The 13,454-nt window shown below is 71.3% G+C and carries 11 protein-coding genes, 2 tRNA genes and 1 pseudogene; 6 read left to right on the plus strand and 8 right to left on the minus strand.

Annotated features, from left to right (window positions below; all coding sequences use genetic code 11):
- Positions 1-17: 17 nt before the first annotated feature.
- Positions 18-1,469, plus strand: a complete 1,452-nt coding sequence (locus CLV71_RS02320) for a DHA2 family efflux MFS transporter permease subunit (RefSeq protein ID WP_133900849.1) — start codon at positions 18-20, stop codon at positions 1,467-1,469.
- 45 nt (positions 1,470-1,514) lie between these two features.
- Here CLV71_RS02320 and CLV71_RS48345 read toward each other — a convergent pair whose 3' ends face one another.
- Positions 1,515-3,857 (minus strand): RCC1 domain-containing protein, encoded by a 2,343-nt coding sequence (locus tag CLV71_RS48345; protein WP_208297346.1) that lies wholly within the window; start codon positions 3,855-3,857, stop codon positions 1,515-1,517.
- Positions 3,858-3,901: 44 nt separating this feature from the next.
- Here CLV71_RS48345 and CLV71_RS02330 point away from each other — a divergent pair.
- Positions 3,902-5,053, plus strand: a pseudogene (locus CLV71_RS02330) (aminotransferase class V-fold PLP-dependent enzyme); the annotation flags it as partial.
- A 108-nt stretch (positions 5,054-5,161) separates the two neighbouring features.
- Here the strand turns inward: CLV71_RS02330 and CLV71_RS02335 are convergent.
- A complete protein-coding gene (locus tag CLV71_RS02335) occupies positions 5,162-5,488 on the minus strand; it encodes a putative quinol monooxygenase (RefSeq protein WP_133900851.1) in 327 nt (108 codons plus the stop codon).
- A gap of 146 nt (positions 5,489-5,634) precedes the next feature.
- Between CLV71_RS02335 and CLV71_RS02340 the strand changes: the two genes are divergently transcribed.
- Together CLV71_RS02340 and CLV71_RS02345 are read left to right on the plus strand one after the other, a co-directional pair.
- Entirely contained in the window at positions 5,635-6,276 is a 642-nt protein-coding gene (locus tag CLV71_RS02340) for a DJ-1/PfpI family protein (protein WP_133900852.1), read from the plus strand.
- On the plus strand, positions 6,273-6,581 hold the full coding sequence (locus CLV71_RS02345) for a hypothetical protein (protein WP_133900853.1): 309 nt from the start codon (positions 6,273-6,275) through the stop codon (positions 6,579-6,581). Before CLV71_RS02340 ends, CLV71_RS02345 begins: the two co-directional genes overlap by 4 nt.
- Here the strand turns inward: CLV71_RS02345 and CLV71_RS02350 are convergent.
- The gene (locus CLV71_RS02350; RefSeq protein ID WP_133900854.1) at positions 6,576-6,848 is read right to left on the minus strand and encodes a hypothetical protein; all 273 of its coding nucleotides are present in this window, start codon (positions 6,846-6,848) and stop codon (positions 6,576-6,578) included. The genes CLV71_RS02345 and CLV71_RS02350 overlap by 6 nt on opposite strands.
- Before the next feature lie 162 nt (positions 6,849-7,010).
- Here CLV71_RS02350 and CLV71_RS02355 point away from each other — a divergent pair.
- Together CLV71_RS02355 and CLV71_RS47410 are read left to right on the plus strand one after the other, a co-directional pair.
- A tRNA-Asn gene (locus tag CLV71_RS02355) sits at positions 7,011-7,081 on the plus strand.
- Positions 7,082-7,083: 2 nt separating this feature from the next.
- Positions 7,084-7,159: transfer RNA gene (locus CLV71_RS47410), tRNA-His, on the plus strand.
- A 45-nt stretch (positions 7,160-7,204) separates the two neighbouring features.
- Here CLV71_RS47410 and CLV71_RS02360 read toward each other — a convergent pair.
- From CLV71_RS02360 to CLV71_RS02380, 5 genes are read right to left on the minus strand one after another with little or no spacing between them, the layout of a single operon-like run.
- Positions 7,205-8,587 (minus strand): cellulose binding domain-containing protein, encoded by a 1,383-nt coding sequence (locus CLV71_RS02360; protein ID WP_133900855.1) that lies wholly within the window; start codon positions 8,585-8,587, stop codon positions 7,205-7,207.
- A gap of 47 nt (positions 8,588-8,634) precedes the next feature.
- The gene (locus CLV71_RS02365) at positions 8,635-10,131 is read right to left on the minus strand and encodes a beta-N-acetylhexosaminidase (protein WP_208297347.1); all 1,497 of its coding nucleotides are present in this window, start codon (positions 10,129-10,131) and stop codon (positions 8,635-8,637) included.
- An 11-nt stretch (positions 10,132-10,142) separates the two neighbouring features.
- Positions 10,143-10,964: a carbohydrate ABC transporter permease gene (locus CLV71_RS02370; protein ID WP_133900856.1), complete on the minus strand. Its 822-nt coding sequence runs from the start codon at positions 10,962-10,964 to the stop codon at positions 10,143-10,145.
- Complete coding sequence (locus CLV71_RS02375) at positions 10,961-12,019, minus strand: carbohydrate ABC transporter permease (protein WP_133900857.1); 1,059 nt, start codon at positions 12,017-12,019, stop codon at positions 10,961-10,963. The genes CLV71_RS02370 and CLV71_RS02375 overlap by 4 nt, the downstream gene beginning before the upstream one ends.
- An 8-nt stretch (positions 12,020-12,027) precedes the next feature.
- Positions 12,028-13,281: an extracellular solute-binding protein gene (locus CLV71_RS02380; protein WP_208297348.1), complete on the minus strand. Its 1,254-nt coding sequence runs from the start codon at positions 13,279-13,281 to the stop codon at positions 12,028-12,030.
- Positions 13,282-13,454: the final 173 nt, after the last annotated feature.

The following is a 13,454-nucleotide window of genomic DNA, read 5'->3' on the forward strand; positions in this document are numbered from 1 at the left end:
AAGCGAGTGGCACCACCATGACCGCATCCGTGCCGGACCGACCACGCAACCGGGCCGTAGTGCTCACCGCGTGCGGCGGGACCTTCCTCGCCATGCTCGACTCCACGGTGACCAACCTCGCCGTGCCGGACCTCCAGCGCGCGTTCCCCGACTCGACCGTGCCGGACCTGTCGTGGGTCGTGAGCGGCTACGCCATCCTCTTCGCCGCACTGCTCGCCCCGGCGGGCCGGCTCGCCGACGCGCTCGGCCGCAGGCGCCTGTTCGCCACGGGCGTCGCGATCTTCACCGTGTCGTCGCTGGTGTGCGCGCTGGCGCCGGTGCTGCCGGTGTTGGTCGCGGCCCGGTTCGTGCAGGGCGCGGGAGCCGCGGCGATGATCCCGGCGGCGCTGGCGATCCTGCTGCTGGACGGGCCGGAAGGCAACCGTGCCGGTTCGATCGCGTTGTGGAGCACGGCGGGTGCCGCGGCCGCGGCCTTCGGCCCGAGTGTCGGTGGCGTGCTGGTCGGGCAGTTCGGCTGGCCGTCGGTGTTCCTGATCAACGTGCCACTGGGCATCGCGGTGCTGGTCGCCGTCCGGCGGGTCCTGCCGCCGACGCCGGCCGCCGAGGGCGCGCGGGTGCCCGACCCGCTCGGCACGGTGTTGCTGGCACTGGGAGTCGGCGGTCTGACGGTGGCGGTCACGCAGGGCCCGGCGTGGGGCTGGGTCGACGTGCGCACGGTGGTGGCGGCGGTCGTCGGGGCGCTCTCGCTCGTCGTGTCCGTCCTGCGGTCCCGCAGGCACGAGGTCCCGGCGGTCGACACGGCGCTGTGGTCCAACCGCACGTTCGCCGCGACCAACGTGGTGTCCCTGTTCTACGGGATGGCGCAGTTCGCGTGGATGCTCGGCTCGGTGCTGTACCTGACGGAGGTGTGGGACTACACGGAGCTGGAGGCGGGCCTCGCGAACACGCCGGGTGCGTTCTTCGCCGCGGTGGCCGCACTGGGCCTGGCCAGGATCGCCGCGAGGATCGGCGGCCCGCGCGGTGCCACCCTGATCGGGCTCGGCGCGTTCACCGCGTGTGGCCTGTGGTTCAGCGTGGGGTTGATCGACCACGCGGCGTTCCTGGCGTTCTGGCTGCCCGCGTCGTTCCTGGCGGGCGGCGGCATGGGCGCGGCGACGATGGGCACGTCCTCGGCGGCCGCGATGTCGGCGCCGCCGACGAAGTTCGCGGGCTCCAGCGGCCTGAACACCACGGCCCGCCAGTTCGGCGGGGCGCTGGGCATCGCGATCATGGCCGCGGTCCTGGCGCTGACCACGGGCCCGGACGGCGTCCGCGACGTCGACGCCTACCGCACGATGTTCATCTACTGCACGGCGATGATGGCGATCGCCCTGACCGTCGCCGCGATCTGGCTGCGGTTCCCGGCACCGGCACCCACCCCGGCCCCGGTTGCCGCGCAGAACACGGAGGCGAGCCCGGCACAGCGTTGATGTCCGGTCGGCGTGCCGGCGTCACCGGCACGCCGACCCACCGCCCTACGGCGTCGGCACGACCGCGGAGCCGCTGAGCCAACCGCCCGCGATGGCGCTGACCCCGGTCAACCCGGTGACCCGCACCGGCACCGCCGCGTAGTTCCACACGTCGTCGTTGCCGAGGCTGCGGTAGGTGTTGTCGCCCCACGCCCAGACCGTGCCGTCGGCACGAAGCGCGTACGCGCCGAACTCGAAGCTCGCCACCTGTGTGACGTCGTCGAGGCCCGAGACGGGCACCGGGACGCGGGACTCGCACGTCGCCGGGTTCGGCAGGCACTCGACGCCGTTGCCGAGCCTGCCGTACTGGCTCGCGCCCCACGCCCACACCGTGCCGTCCTCGCGAACCGCGTACCCGTTGTCGGAGCCGGCGGCGACGGCGGTCGCCCCGGTCAGTCCGGAGACCCGCACCGGCTCGCGCGCCACGCACGCGGTCGCCGGGTCGCACGGCTGGCCGTTGCCGAGCTGGCCGGTGTGGTTGGAGCCCCATGCCCAGACGGTGCCGTCCGTACGGACCGCGTAGACGTTGCTGGCGCCGCTCGCGATCGCGGTGACGCCGGTCAGGTTCGCCTGCACGGGCACCGGCAGCTGCGTGACCTCGGAGCCGTTGCCGAACTCGCCGGAGCCGTTGCCACCCCACGCCCAGACCGTGCCGTCGGCGCGCAGCGCGTAGCCGGTGATCGGGCCGCTGGCGATCGCGACCACGCCGGTCAACCCGGTCACCCGCACCGGCACGGCCGAGTCCTCGGTCTGCCCGTTGCCCAGCCGCCCGTAGAAGCCCGAGCCCCACGCCCAGACGCTGCCGTCGGAGCGGAGTGCGTAGGCGCCCCAGTTGTCACCCGCGATCGCCGTGACCTCCGTCAGACCCAGCACCGGGACCGGCGCCGCCGACCCGCCGCCGAAGCCGCCGGCCGCACCGACCGACCAGCCGTTGCCCAGCTGCCCGGCCTCGTTGTTGCCCCAGGCCCAGACGGTGCCGTCGGTGCGGAGGGCGTAGCCGTTGTGGTAGTCGCCACCCGACGCCGCCCGCACCCCGGACAACGCCGCCACCCGCGTCGGTGTCGGCGACCCGAACGTGGCCTCGGCCGTGCCCAACTTCCGGTCGAGGGCGTTGTCGCCCCAGGCGAGGAGGCAGTCCGCGGTGCAGGGCGCGCCGGTCACCGCGAACACCCCGGCGAGGTCGGCGAGCAGGTGCACGCTGCCGCTGTTGTTGTAGAGCCGCACCGCCGGCTGCTGGGCGAGCGCGACCACGGCGGCGTTCGGCGTGGTCTGGCCGGGCGCGATGTTGAGGGTCGAGGTGTTCCCCCTGCTTCGGTAGGGCCCCCACGCGGTCACGTAGGTCGCGGCGGTCGCCGCCACCCCCGTGACGTTGAGGACCAGGCCGGTCATCGTCGGCGGCAGGCCGCTGTCGCCGAACCACACCTCGATCTCCGCACCGGGCCCGACCGGGCCCGAGAAGCCGCCGGTGCCGGTGCCGTTCCTGGTGTCCAGCACTCGCGTCGGGGACAGTGGCAGGAAGGAGGCGCCGTAGTCGGGCGTGTAGAAGCCGGAGAGGTCCACGACGAGGTGCGCGCTGCCCGCGTTGTTGTAGAGGCTGACCTTCCGGTCGGCGCCGACGGCCACGGTGACGAGGTTGGGCCGCGTCTCACCCGCGGTGAGGTTGACGTTCGACGCGTTCGGGCGTGGTGTGCCGGTGGGCCACGCCGTCACGAACGTGGTCGAGGTGACGTCGGTGGCGGTGAGGTTGAACGTCACCGCGGTCGCGGACGCGGGTACCCGCCCGGCGAGGTCGACCACCAGCGTCCCGCCCGCACCGACCGGGACGCCGTCCCAGCGGGTGTCGGTGAGCCGGTTGGCGGGCAGCGCGGTGTACTTCGCGCCCGCGCCCGTGGCGTAGTAGCCGGCGAGGTCGGCGACCAGGTGTGTGTTGCCCGCGTCGTTGTACAGGTTCACGATCCGGCCGGCCCCGAGTGTGACGGTCACCTGGTTGGCCCGGGTCTCGCCGGCGACCAGGTTGAGGCTGGACGTGTTCGGCCTGTTGGCGAGGGTCGGGAAGACCGTGACGAACGTGGGTGCGGTCGGCGACACGCCGGTCACGTTGAGCACGACGGCGGTCGCTGTCTCCGGGACGTGGGCCGCGAGGCTCACGCCGACGGTGGTGTTGGGGCCGACGGGGAACCCCGTTCCGGTGCGGGTGTCCAGCACCCGCACCGGTGACACGGGCGTGAAGGTCGAGGCCTCGTCCACCGCGGCGGGCGAGGCGGCGGGTTCGGCGCCCGCGGGTGGACTCGCGGTCAGCAGAGCGGCGGCCAGGAACGTGGGCAGGGCGGCGAGAAACAAGCGACGCATGTGAAACCCCCAGTGGCACAGAAGATCCCCCGACCCGGAAGCCGATGCTAGGGAAGGGGACGTGGGGGGAGCTACCGCCGTTCGGCGGAGCCGCGTGTTTCACTGTGCCCGTGTGGCGTGAGCTGTTCGACGAGTCGCCTGGCTATCTGGACTTCGCCAGGGTGGGTCCGCCGTCCCGGGCGGTGGTCGAGGAGAGTGCGGCGCTGCTGCGCAGGGTGGCGTCGGCCGGGATGTCCACAGTGGACGAGGTGATGACGTGTGACGCCCGTGCCCGTGCGGCGGTGGCCCGGCTGTGTGGCGGCGCGTCCCCCGACCGTGTCGCGTTGTTGCCGCACACCAGCCAGGGCCTGTTCCAGGCGGCGTTCAGTGTGCCGGCGGGCGAGGTGGTGGTGTCGGCGGCGGAGTTCCCGGCCAACACCTATCCGTGGGTGCGGGCCGAGCAGGCGGGCAGGCTGACCGTCCGCAGGCTGCGCACGGCCCGGGTCACGCCGGAGGCCGTCGCGGACGCGCTGACCGGGGACACGACCGTGGTGTCGGTCAGCGCGGTCGACTTCCGCACCGGGTATCGGGCCGACCTCGCCGCGCTGCGTGACGTCGTGGGGGACCGGCTGCTGGTGGTGGACGGCATCCAGGGCGTCGGCGTGGTGGACGAGCCGTGGGAGGTCGCCGACGTGCTCGTGTGCGGGGGCCAGAAGTGGCTGCGGGCGGGGTGGGGGACGGCGTTCGCGGTGCTGTCGGAGCGTGCGTTGGAGCGGCTGGACCCGCTGCTGTCGGGGTGGACCGGGGTGGTGGACCCGGGTGTGTTCGACGACGAGATCCACGAGGTGGCACCGGATGCCCGGTCCTGGTCGGTCAGCAACCTGAGCCCGGTGAACGCGGGGGCGCTGGCCAGGGCGGTGGAGCTGACGGAGGAGGTCGGCCTGCCGCTGATCATGTCCCGGATCGCGTCGAGGGTGGCCGAGCTGGAGGACCGCCTGCGCGGGGCGGGTGCGGAGATCGTGTCCGCGACGGACCGGCGGGCGGGCATCCTCGCCTTCCGCGTGCCGCGCTACCCCGTCGGGGAGCTGGCGGCCGCGCTGGCGGACGAGGAGGTCACGGCCACGGTCCGGCCGGACCAGGTCCGCCTGTCCCCACACGCCTCGACCGGCGCCGAAGCCGTCGACCGGGTGCACACGGCCGTGACCCGCCTACGCCGCCGGGACGGTCAGTCGGCCTGATGGTGGCGGTGGCCGTCGGATCGGCGCCGCGGACCGGGAAGACGTGGTCGATGCGGTGTCCCGGCTGGCGAGGACATCCGGCCGGTCCTACTGGTCCTTCACGGCCATCTCGCCCAGTTCGGACCAGTCGTCCTGCGGGATGGTGGCGTTGACGATCCTCGGGGTCTCCGCGAGGTAGGGCGGCAGCGTCTGCTGGGCGGTCCTGAAGTGGTCGGACTGGACGTGTGCGGCGGCCGCGTCGTCGTGGAAGGCCTCTACCAGGACGTACTCGTCCGGGTCCGCGACGCTGCGGGACCAGTCGAACCACAGGCAGCCGGGCTCGGCGCGGGTTGCCTCGGTGAACTCGGCCGTGATGCGGGGCCAGTCGTCCGCGTGCTCGGGGCGAACGCGGAACTTGGCGGTGATGAAGATCATGATGCTCCCTCGTCGGTCGTGGTCGGCCCTCGGAAGCCTAGGACCCGGGCCGCCACCGTGATGACCGGCCGTCGTTGGCGAGAACCCGTGGAAAGGTGGCACTCTGGCCACTCCTGGCCGGTACTCTCCGTGGTTAGCGTTGCCTCATGCTCACACAGGTCGTTCTGTTCGACGGGTTCGACCCGCTCGACGTCATCGCGCCCTACGAGGTGCTCAGCGCCGCCGCCGACCACCTGGTGGACGTCGAGCTGGTCTCGGCCGAAGGGCCGCGCGAGGTGCCCAGCGGGCTGGGCCCGGTCACCCTCCGTGCCACCGCGGCGCTGGACCCGCGGCGCGCGGACATCGTCCTCGTGCCCGGTGCGCTGGGCAGCATGCCCGATCCGGACGGTGGGGAACCCGCCGCGGACAGCATCCCGGTGCTCCTCGGGAACACGCTCGACACCGGGCTGCCCGCCCTGCTCAAGGAAGCCCTCGACCGCGACGGCGTCACCGTGGCCACGGTCTGTGGCGGCTCACTCGTGCTGGCGATGGCGGGTCTGATCGAGGGCCGCCCGGCCACCACCCACCAGCTGGGTCTCGACCTGCTGGAGGCCACCGGCGTCCAGGCGCTCGACGTGCGCGTGGTCGACGACGGCGACCTCGTCACCGCCTCGTCCGTCACCTCGGGGCTGGATCTCGGGCTGTACCTGCTCGAACGTGAGCTCGGCCCCGACGTGGCGATCGCGGTGGAGACGCTGATCGCGCACGAGCGTCGGGGCACCGTCTGGACCCGCGGGGCGCGACCGTGACGCGGGCGACCGGGAACTGGCGGCTGGTGATCGACACCCCGATCGGCAGACAGCACGTCGTGCTCGAACTGTCGACTGTGGACGGACGGCTGCGGGGGACTGCCCGGGACGACAAGCACGGCCAGGAGGTGCCGCTCACCGACCTCACCCTCGACGGCGACCAGCTGACCTGGGCACAGGCCATCCGCAAGCCACTGCGCCTGAACCTCACCTTCGACGTCACCATCGCGGGGGACGAGCTGACGGGCCACGCCAGAGCGGGCCGGCTGCCTGCGTCGAAGGTCAGCGGCCACCGGACGTCATGACGGTCGGTCACCGACGTCGTCGAACAGGTCGCCCTCCACGCTGCCCTCCGCCGTGTCGACCGGCGGCGGTGCGGGCGGGCCCAGGGGCAACGCCTGAGTGGGCAGCTCCGACGTCGCGTCGACGGGTGAGGTCGGCGGGGGTGGCGCGGCCCCGGGTGCTGGTGCGTTCGCGTTGGCGGGTAACAGCTCGGTCGGGGGGTCGGTGATGTGACCTTCGGCGTCGTAGGCGGCCGACTCGTTCAGCGGCAGACCGTCATTCACCGTCATCGACGCCTCCTCGGCTCCACAGTGGTACGGACCCTTGTACCCATCTGGGCCGACGTCACACCTCGCAGGCGAACCCGGACCACGTGGGCGGTGGCCAGATGTCGTCGACGGCACCCGGTGTGCCGGTCGACACTTGTTTACCGCCCACCATTTCGTACGTCATCCCCTGTGGTGCAACGGCAGCACGCCCGGCTGTTGACCGGGAAGTCCAGGTTCGAATCGTGGTGGGAGAGCGATGGCCGAAGCCGAAGGAGTCGAGGCGCCGGGCTGTGAACCTAGCGAAACCGGTGCGAGTCCGGTCGGTCATCCCAGAACTGGGCCTTGTGGGGGCGGCATGGCCGCCCCCACAACGTCTGTCAGCGCACGGTGTCGACGTGTGCGACGCCCGAGGTGCGGTAGCCGCTCACCCTCGAGCTGACCTGTGCCGGGCTCACCACCTCGTTCTCCGCGAAGTACACCCAGTCGACCTGCTGCCGGTACGCCCGGTCACCTGGCTGGCCGACCAGCCCACCCGAGATGAACCACAGGTTGAAGTTGATCGACATCGGGGTCTCCGGGTAGTACCGGTCCCCGTGGTCGGCGAACAGGGTGCCGTCCACGTAGTACTTCACGCGCCCGGACGCCACCTGGATCACCAGGTCGTGCCAGCCCGCGAAGCTCCTGCGTGCCTCGGTGTGGACGTTGTCCGCGACCCACGGCTCGTTCTGGTAGGTCTCCCACGTCGTCGTGTACAGGATGTTCGACGGCTCGCCCCACCCGCCGTTGGGCAGGTACTCGAAGTCCAGCTCGCCGTAGTCCGGATCCATCGGCGCGTTCAGGGGCGTGATCGTGAAGAACGTCTCCACCACGTTGTCCCCGTCGACGCCCCGCACCGGCGCGTCGGCGAAGAACACCCGCGCGCCGTACGTGCCCTGGAAGAACTTCCGCTGGTGGTACAGCTCCGTCTGTCGCGCACTGGACCCGTTGTTCGACGACTCCAGCTGCAGCACCTGGTTCCCACCTACGGTCGGGAACGTGACCAGCGACGGATCCCACGTCGCACCGGGCACACCCGGCCCGCCGCCGCCGGAGCGGACGGTCCAGCCGCGCTGCGCGATCCGTGCGTCGCTCGACGACGTGTAGGCGAAGTCGTCGAACAGGACCTCGCCGGTCGGGCCCGGCGGGTCACCCGGGTCGGGTGGGTCGCCGGGGTCGTCACCGCCCGGGCCGGTGCCCCAGATCGTCGTCCCTCCACGTTGGACGGTTACCTTCGACCACGCGGCGTAGGTCGTGCGGTTGGTGAAGGAGTAGTCGTCGGACTGGGTGATCGAGCCCCAGTTCGTGCGGTAGAAACGCAGTTGCAGGTCGCCGGTGTTCGCGCCGGGGGCCAGCGAGCCCGCACCGGAGGTGAAACCGACCTCCAGGTAGCGGTCGGCGGTCGAGGTCGGGGTGGACAGCTGGCGGAACGTGCCGGTGACGTTGCCGCAGCCGCGCACCGCCCACGAGCAGGCGAAACGGTAGCCGACGTCCGGGGTCTCGCCCCGGAAGTAGTACCGCAGCGTCACCTCGGCGAGCGGGATGGTCGTCGTGCCGGTGTTGGCGATCGTGAACCACGGCTCCACCTGGTCGGTGGTGGCACCCGTGGCACTGGTGCGGTAGTTGGCGGTGAGCGCGTCTCCGGCGGCGGACGCCGGTGACTGGACGAACGCGGTCAGTGCGGCTGCCGCCGCTGCGGCGGCCAGGAATCTGCGGGACAACATCGGGTCCTCCTGTACGGGCAGGGTTCGTACGGGGGTGCGACCTCCTCTCAGCTCGTCGCGGTCAGGGACCGGTGGGCGACGGACAGGGCCGCCAGCCTGCGCTCGTGCACGGCCATCGCGGCGCCGAACGCGGCCCAGTCGGGCGTTGCCGACCACAGCGTGTCGGCCAGTGCGCACAGCCGGGGGAACGCCAGGTACTCCACGTCCTCGGCACGCGGCGCCTGTTCAGTCCACAGTTGACACTGACTGCCGAGTACGCCTGGGGCGTCGGGGATCTGCTGGTGGTACACGTCGGACATGGTCACCACGCCGTCCGGCTGACCCGCGCGCTCGTCGGGGTCAGTAGACTGTGGATAGTCCAGATAGGTCTGCCGGTACGGGGTGAGCACCACGGGGTGGCCACGTTCGAGCGGGCCGTCGGCGGTGTCCTGCCACGGCATCATGACCGTGCGCGGGTCGAGTGGGGGACCGTCGCCGTCCCAGCACACCGGAATCCGGCCGTTCGCGAGGAGGAAACCCCCCATCCGGTCGAGGAACCAGGTCCGCAACGCGTGCGGGCCCGCCAGGCCCTCGTCGGCGATCCTGGCCAGGGCGACCGGGCTCGACGCCCACTCGGTCACCGGGACCTCGTCGCCGCCCAGGTGCACGTGCTCGCCGGGGAAGACGTCCAGCACCTCGCCGAGCACGGTACGGCAGAACTCCAGGGTCGCGTCGCCGACACCGAACACCGCCTCCGAGATGCCCCACTCCGTCCACACGGGAAGGTGCCGCTCCGGTCTGTTGCCCAGCCACGGATACGCGGCCAGCGCGGCCCGCACGTGCCCCGGCATGTCGATCTCCGGCACGATCCGCACACCGCGCTCCGCCGCGTACGTCACCAACCCGCGCAGCTCCTCGGCCGTGTAGGCGCCGCCGTGCGGGGTGTCGTCGAACCGGTCGCTGCCCGCCGGGCCGAGCTGCGTTCCCACGCGGACGCCACCGACCCCGGTCAGCGCGGGGTAGGCGGCGACCGGCATCCGCCAGCCCTGGTCGTCGGTGAGGTGCAGGTGCAGCACCGTGAGCTTGTGCAGTGCCAACAGGTCCACGAACCGGCGCAGGAACCGCACCGGCTGGAAGTGCCGCGCGACGTCGAGCATCGCGCCCCGCCAGGGCAGCCGGGGCGAGTCGGTGACGTCCACGCACGGCAGCGCCCACCGGACGCCCACCGCCTGCGTGTCGCCCAGTGCCTCTACGGGCAACAGCTGCCGGATCGTCTGCACGCCGTGCAGAAGTCCCGCCGGGCGGCGGGCACGCAGTACCACGGCCTGCTCGCTGACCGTCAGCGCGTAGCCCTCCTCACCGAGCCCGACCAGCTGCTCGTCCAGTGCGAGGAGCACGGTTCCGTTGGCGGACAGGGGAAGCGGCAGACCCGTCGGCTGACGCAGGTACCGCCGCAGCAGCCGGGCGGCCGGTTCGGCGCCGGGGGTGGCCCGCAGCGCCGTCGTCGGCCCGAACACGAACTGTCCGGCCCGGTGGCGCAGGCGGGTGGGTCGGGGAACGATCACGTGCTGCCTCCTCAGCCCTTGACCGCGCCGCCGGTGATGCCGGCGGTCACCTTTCGCTGCAGTACCAGGAAGATCGCCAGCACGGGCAGCATGAACAGGGTCGACGCGGCCATCGTCGCGCCCCAGTCGGTGCCGAACGTGTTGCTGAACGAGGAGAGCCAGACCGGCAGCGTGCGGTCGTCCTGGTTCTTGATGATCAGCAGGTTGGCGAAGGCGAACTCGTTCCACGCCGTGATGAACCCGAACAGCGACGTCGTCAGCAGGCCCGGCGCGAGCAGGGGGAGCACCACGCGCCGGAACGCCGCGGGCCGGTCGCAGCCGTCCACCTGGGCCGCCTCCTCCAGCTCGACCGGCACCGCGGCGAGGAAGCTCCGCAGTGTCACGATCGTGAACGGGAGGGTGATCATGAAGTACACCAGCGTCAGCATGGTGAGCGTGTCGAGCATCCCGGTGTCCCGCGCGATGACGTACATCGGGATCAGGAGCGCCTCCCACGGCGTCATCTGCGCGATGAACACCATCAGGATGAAGCCGCGCCTGCCTTTCCACCGCAGCCGCGCCACGGCGTAGGCGGCGAGTAGCGCGACCACCAGCGACAGCAGGACCGCCGAGCCGGCCACCACCAGGCTGTTGCGCCAGAAGTACCAGAACCCCTGTGCGTGCACGGCCGTGGTGAAGTGCTCGAAGGTCAGTGCGGACGGCCAGAACGTCGGCGTGGCCGCCTGGATCTCCCGCGTCGGCTTGAAGGCGGTGAGGACCATCCAGTACACGGGGAACACCGACACCACGAACACGAACAGCGCCAACAGGTTCCGCGTCAGGCGTGCGGTCATGCGGCGGCCTCCTCGCGGTACATGTGCCGGAAGTAGAACAACAGCGCGAGCATCAGCAGCAGCACCATCAGCATCGACACCACCGCACCGAGGTCGTAGCGGTGCAGTGACTGCGCGACCTGGTAGGCGTAGACGGGCAGCGTGGTCGTCGCCCGGCCCGGGCCGCCCTCGCTGATCACCCAGATCTGCACGAACGCCTTGCCGACCCAGATCACCTCCAGGCAGGTCACGAGCCCGAACATGGGGCGCAGCACGGGAAAGGTGATCGAACGGAACGACCGCAGGCCGCCAGCGCCGTCGATCCGGGCCGCCTCGTACAGCTCGTGGGGGACCGTGGTCATCGCCGCGTACAGGGTGAGCGCGGCGAAGGGCACCGACTGCCACATGATCAGCACCACGAGGATCGCGAAGGTCTGCGGTCCGTCGGCGAACCAGGTGTGGTCGCGGAACTGCTCGAAGCCCAGTGACACCAGCACCCAGTTCACCACGCCGAGCCGTGACTGGAACATCCACTGGAACACCGTGGTCGCGGCGATCATCGGGGTGGCCCACGTGAGCACCAGCCCACCGAGCACGGCCAGGCGCATCACCCGGCCCAGTCGCACGACCAGCAGTGCGACGAACGTGGATGCCGCCATGATCAGCACGACGTTGACCGCCGTGAACGCCAGGGTCCGCCGCGCGACCGACCAGAACTCCGCGTCGGAGAGCACCGCGGTGTAGTTGGCGAACCCCGCGAAGCCCGCGCCGCCGCGGATCAGCTGGGCCATCCCGAAGTGCTGGAAGGACATGGCCACGTTGCGCAGCAACGGATACACGAGCAGGTAGGCGGTCGCCAGCAGGGTCGGCGCGATCAGCAGGTACGGCCAGAAGCTCCTGCGGCGGCGGTCCCCCGGCGGGGCAGCCGTGCGGCTGGTCGACCGCCGCGCCGGGGGAGCCTCGGTGGATACCGGTCTGCCGCCGAGGGATCTCGTGCGTGGATCGCGTCCTGCCGGTGCCGTCACGTTCCCCCGAGGTGTCTGCTGGTCGGAGGTGGACCTCGCACGAAGATCCATGGCCTGCCCTAGTTCGCGGTGTTCAGTGCCGAGGTGATGACCGCGTCCGCGTCTGCGGCGGCGGTCTTCGGGTCGCTGCCGGTGAGCACCTTGGTCAGGAACTCCTTGATGGGGTTGCGGGCCTCGACCGCGGTCCAGTTGGGCGAGTTCGGCGTGGCGTGTCCGTTGGCGGCACCGACGGCCATCGCGGCGGCGCCCGGGTCGTCCTCGACGGCGTCGGCGAGCGAGGTCCGGTTCGGCACGTAGTTCATGGCCTTGGCCAGCTCCACCTGCCACTTCTCGCCGGCGAGCGCCTTGACCACCGCGTAGGCGCCGTCCTGGCGGGGGGAGGCGACCGGGACGATCAGGTCGGACCCGCCCGTGAACACCGCGCCCGGCTCGCTCGCGGACTTGCCCGGGATCGGGAAGAAGCCGAGCTTGCCCGCCAGGTCGGGGTTCGCCGTGGTGACGAGCTTCGCCGCGCCCGGCACCGCGATGAGCTGCGCGACGTCGCCCTTGGCGAACACGTCGGTCTGCTGCGGCTTGGCCTCGTCGGAGTCCTTGGGGCCGTTGCCGAGTGCCTGGAGGCGCCGGTAGAAGTCCGCGCCCGCCAACGCCTCCGGCGTGTTCAGGCCGCCCTTCCAGTCGTCGCCGTCCCGGGTGGCGAGGTCGCCGCCCTCGTCCCAGACGAAGCCCGCGAGCACGTACCAGTTCTGGCCGGGCAGGTAGATGCCCTGCACGCCGCCCTGGTTCACTGCGGCGGTCGTGGCGAGCCATTCGTCCCGTGTGGACGGAGGGGTGAGCCCCTTGGCCGCGAACAGGTCCGTGCGGTAGATGACGACGCGGTTGGCCGCGTAGAACGGGATGCCGAACTGGTCGCCGTCGACCGCGCCGGGCTCGGCGAGGCCGGGCAGCCAGTCCTTGCCGCCCAGCTCGTCGACCTTGCCGGACAGGTCGGTCACGCCGCCGCTCGCCGCGTACTGCGCGACCTGGGTGTTGCCGACCTCGATCACGTCCGGCGGGTCGGTGCTGGCCAGCGCGCCGGTGACCTTCTCGGTGATGCCGTCCCACTCCTGGATCTGGACGGTCAGCGTGTACTCGGGGTGGTCCCGCTCGAACTCCGCCTCGAAGTCCTTGACGAACTCGTCGGTCGCGGTGTCCTTCATCAGCCACACGGTCAGGTTCTGACGTTCGCCGGACGCGGCGTCGTCGGAGCCGCACGCGGCGAGGGCGGGGAGGGTCAGTGCCAGCGCGAGCAGGCCGGCGGCGAAGCGAGACGGCACGGTTACCTCACGGTGCTTCGAGGATATGACCAATTGGTAAGGTCCAGTGGTCTGAACCAAAATGGCATAGACCAATCCTCAAGTCAATACGCAGGTGGAGGGCGATTTTTGGGTGAGTAGTTCACTACGGAGTGGTCAACCCGGCGAGCTATCCTCTGGTCCGGTTGTCATAC

It is taken from the genome of Actinophytocola oryzae (assembly GCF_004364325.1).
Classification (GTDB): domain Bacteria; phylum Actinomycetota; class Actinomycetes; order Mycobacteriales; family Pseudonocardiaceae; genus Actinophytocola; species Actinophytocola oryzae.

Coding starts and splice junctions, on each gene's coding strand:
- CLV71_RS02350 (WP_133900854.1), bottom strand. CDS start 6,848: ATGACGGTGAATGACGGTCTGCCGCTGAACGAGTCGGCCGCCTACGAC.
- CLV71_RS02335 (WP_133900851.1), bottom strand. CDS start 5,488: ATGATCTTCATCACCGCCAAGTTCCGCGTTCGCCCCGAGCACGCGGAC.
- CLV71_RS48345 (WP_208297346.1), bottom strand. CDS start 3,857: ATGCGTCGCTTGTTTCTCGCCGCCCTGCCCACGTTCCTGGCCGCCGCT.
- CLV71_RS02320 (WP_133900849.1), top strand. CDS start 18: ATGACCGCATCCGTGCCGGACCGACCACGCAACCGGGCCGTAGTGCTC.
- CLV71_RS02340 (WP_133900852.1), top strand. CDS start 5,635: ATGCTCACACAGGTCGTTCTGTTCGACGGGTTCGACCCGCTCGACGTC.
- CLV71_RS02360 (WP_133900855.1), bottom strand. CDS start 8,587: ATGTTGTCCCGCAGATTCCTGGCCGCCGCAGCGGCGGCAGCCGCACTG.
- CLV71_RS02370 (WP_133900856.1), bottom strand. CDS start 10,964: ATGACCGCACGCCTGACGCGGAACCTGTTGGCGCTGTTCGTGTTCGTG.
- CLV71_RS02375 (WP_133900857.1), bottom strand. CDS start 12,019: ATGGATCTTCGTGCGAGGTCCACCTCCGACCAGCAGACACCTCGGGGG.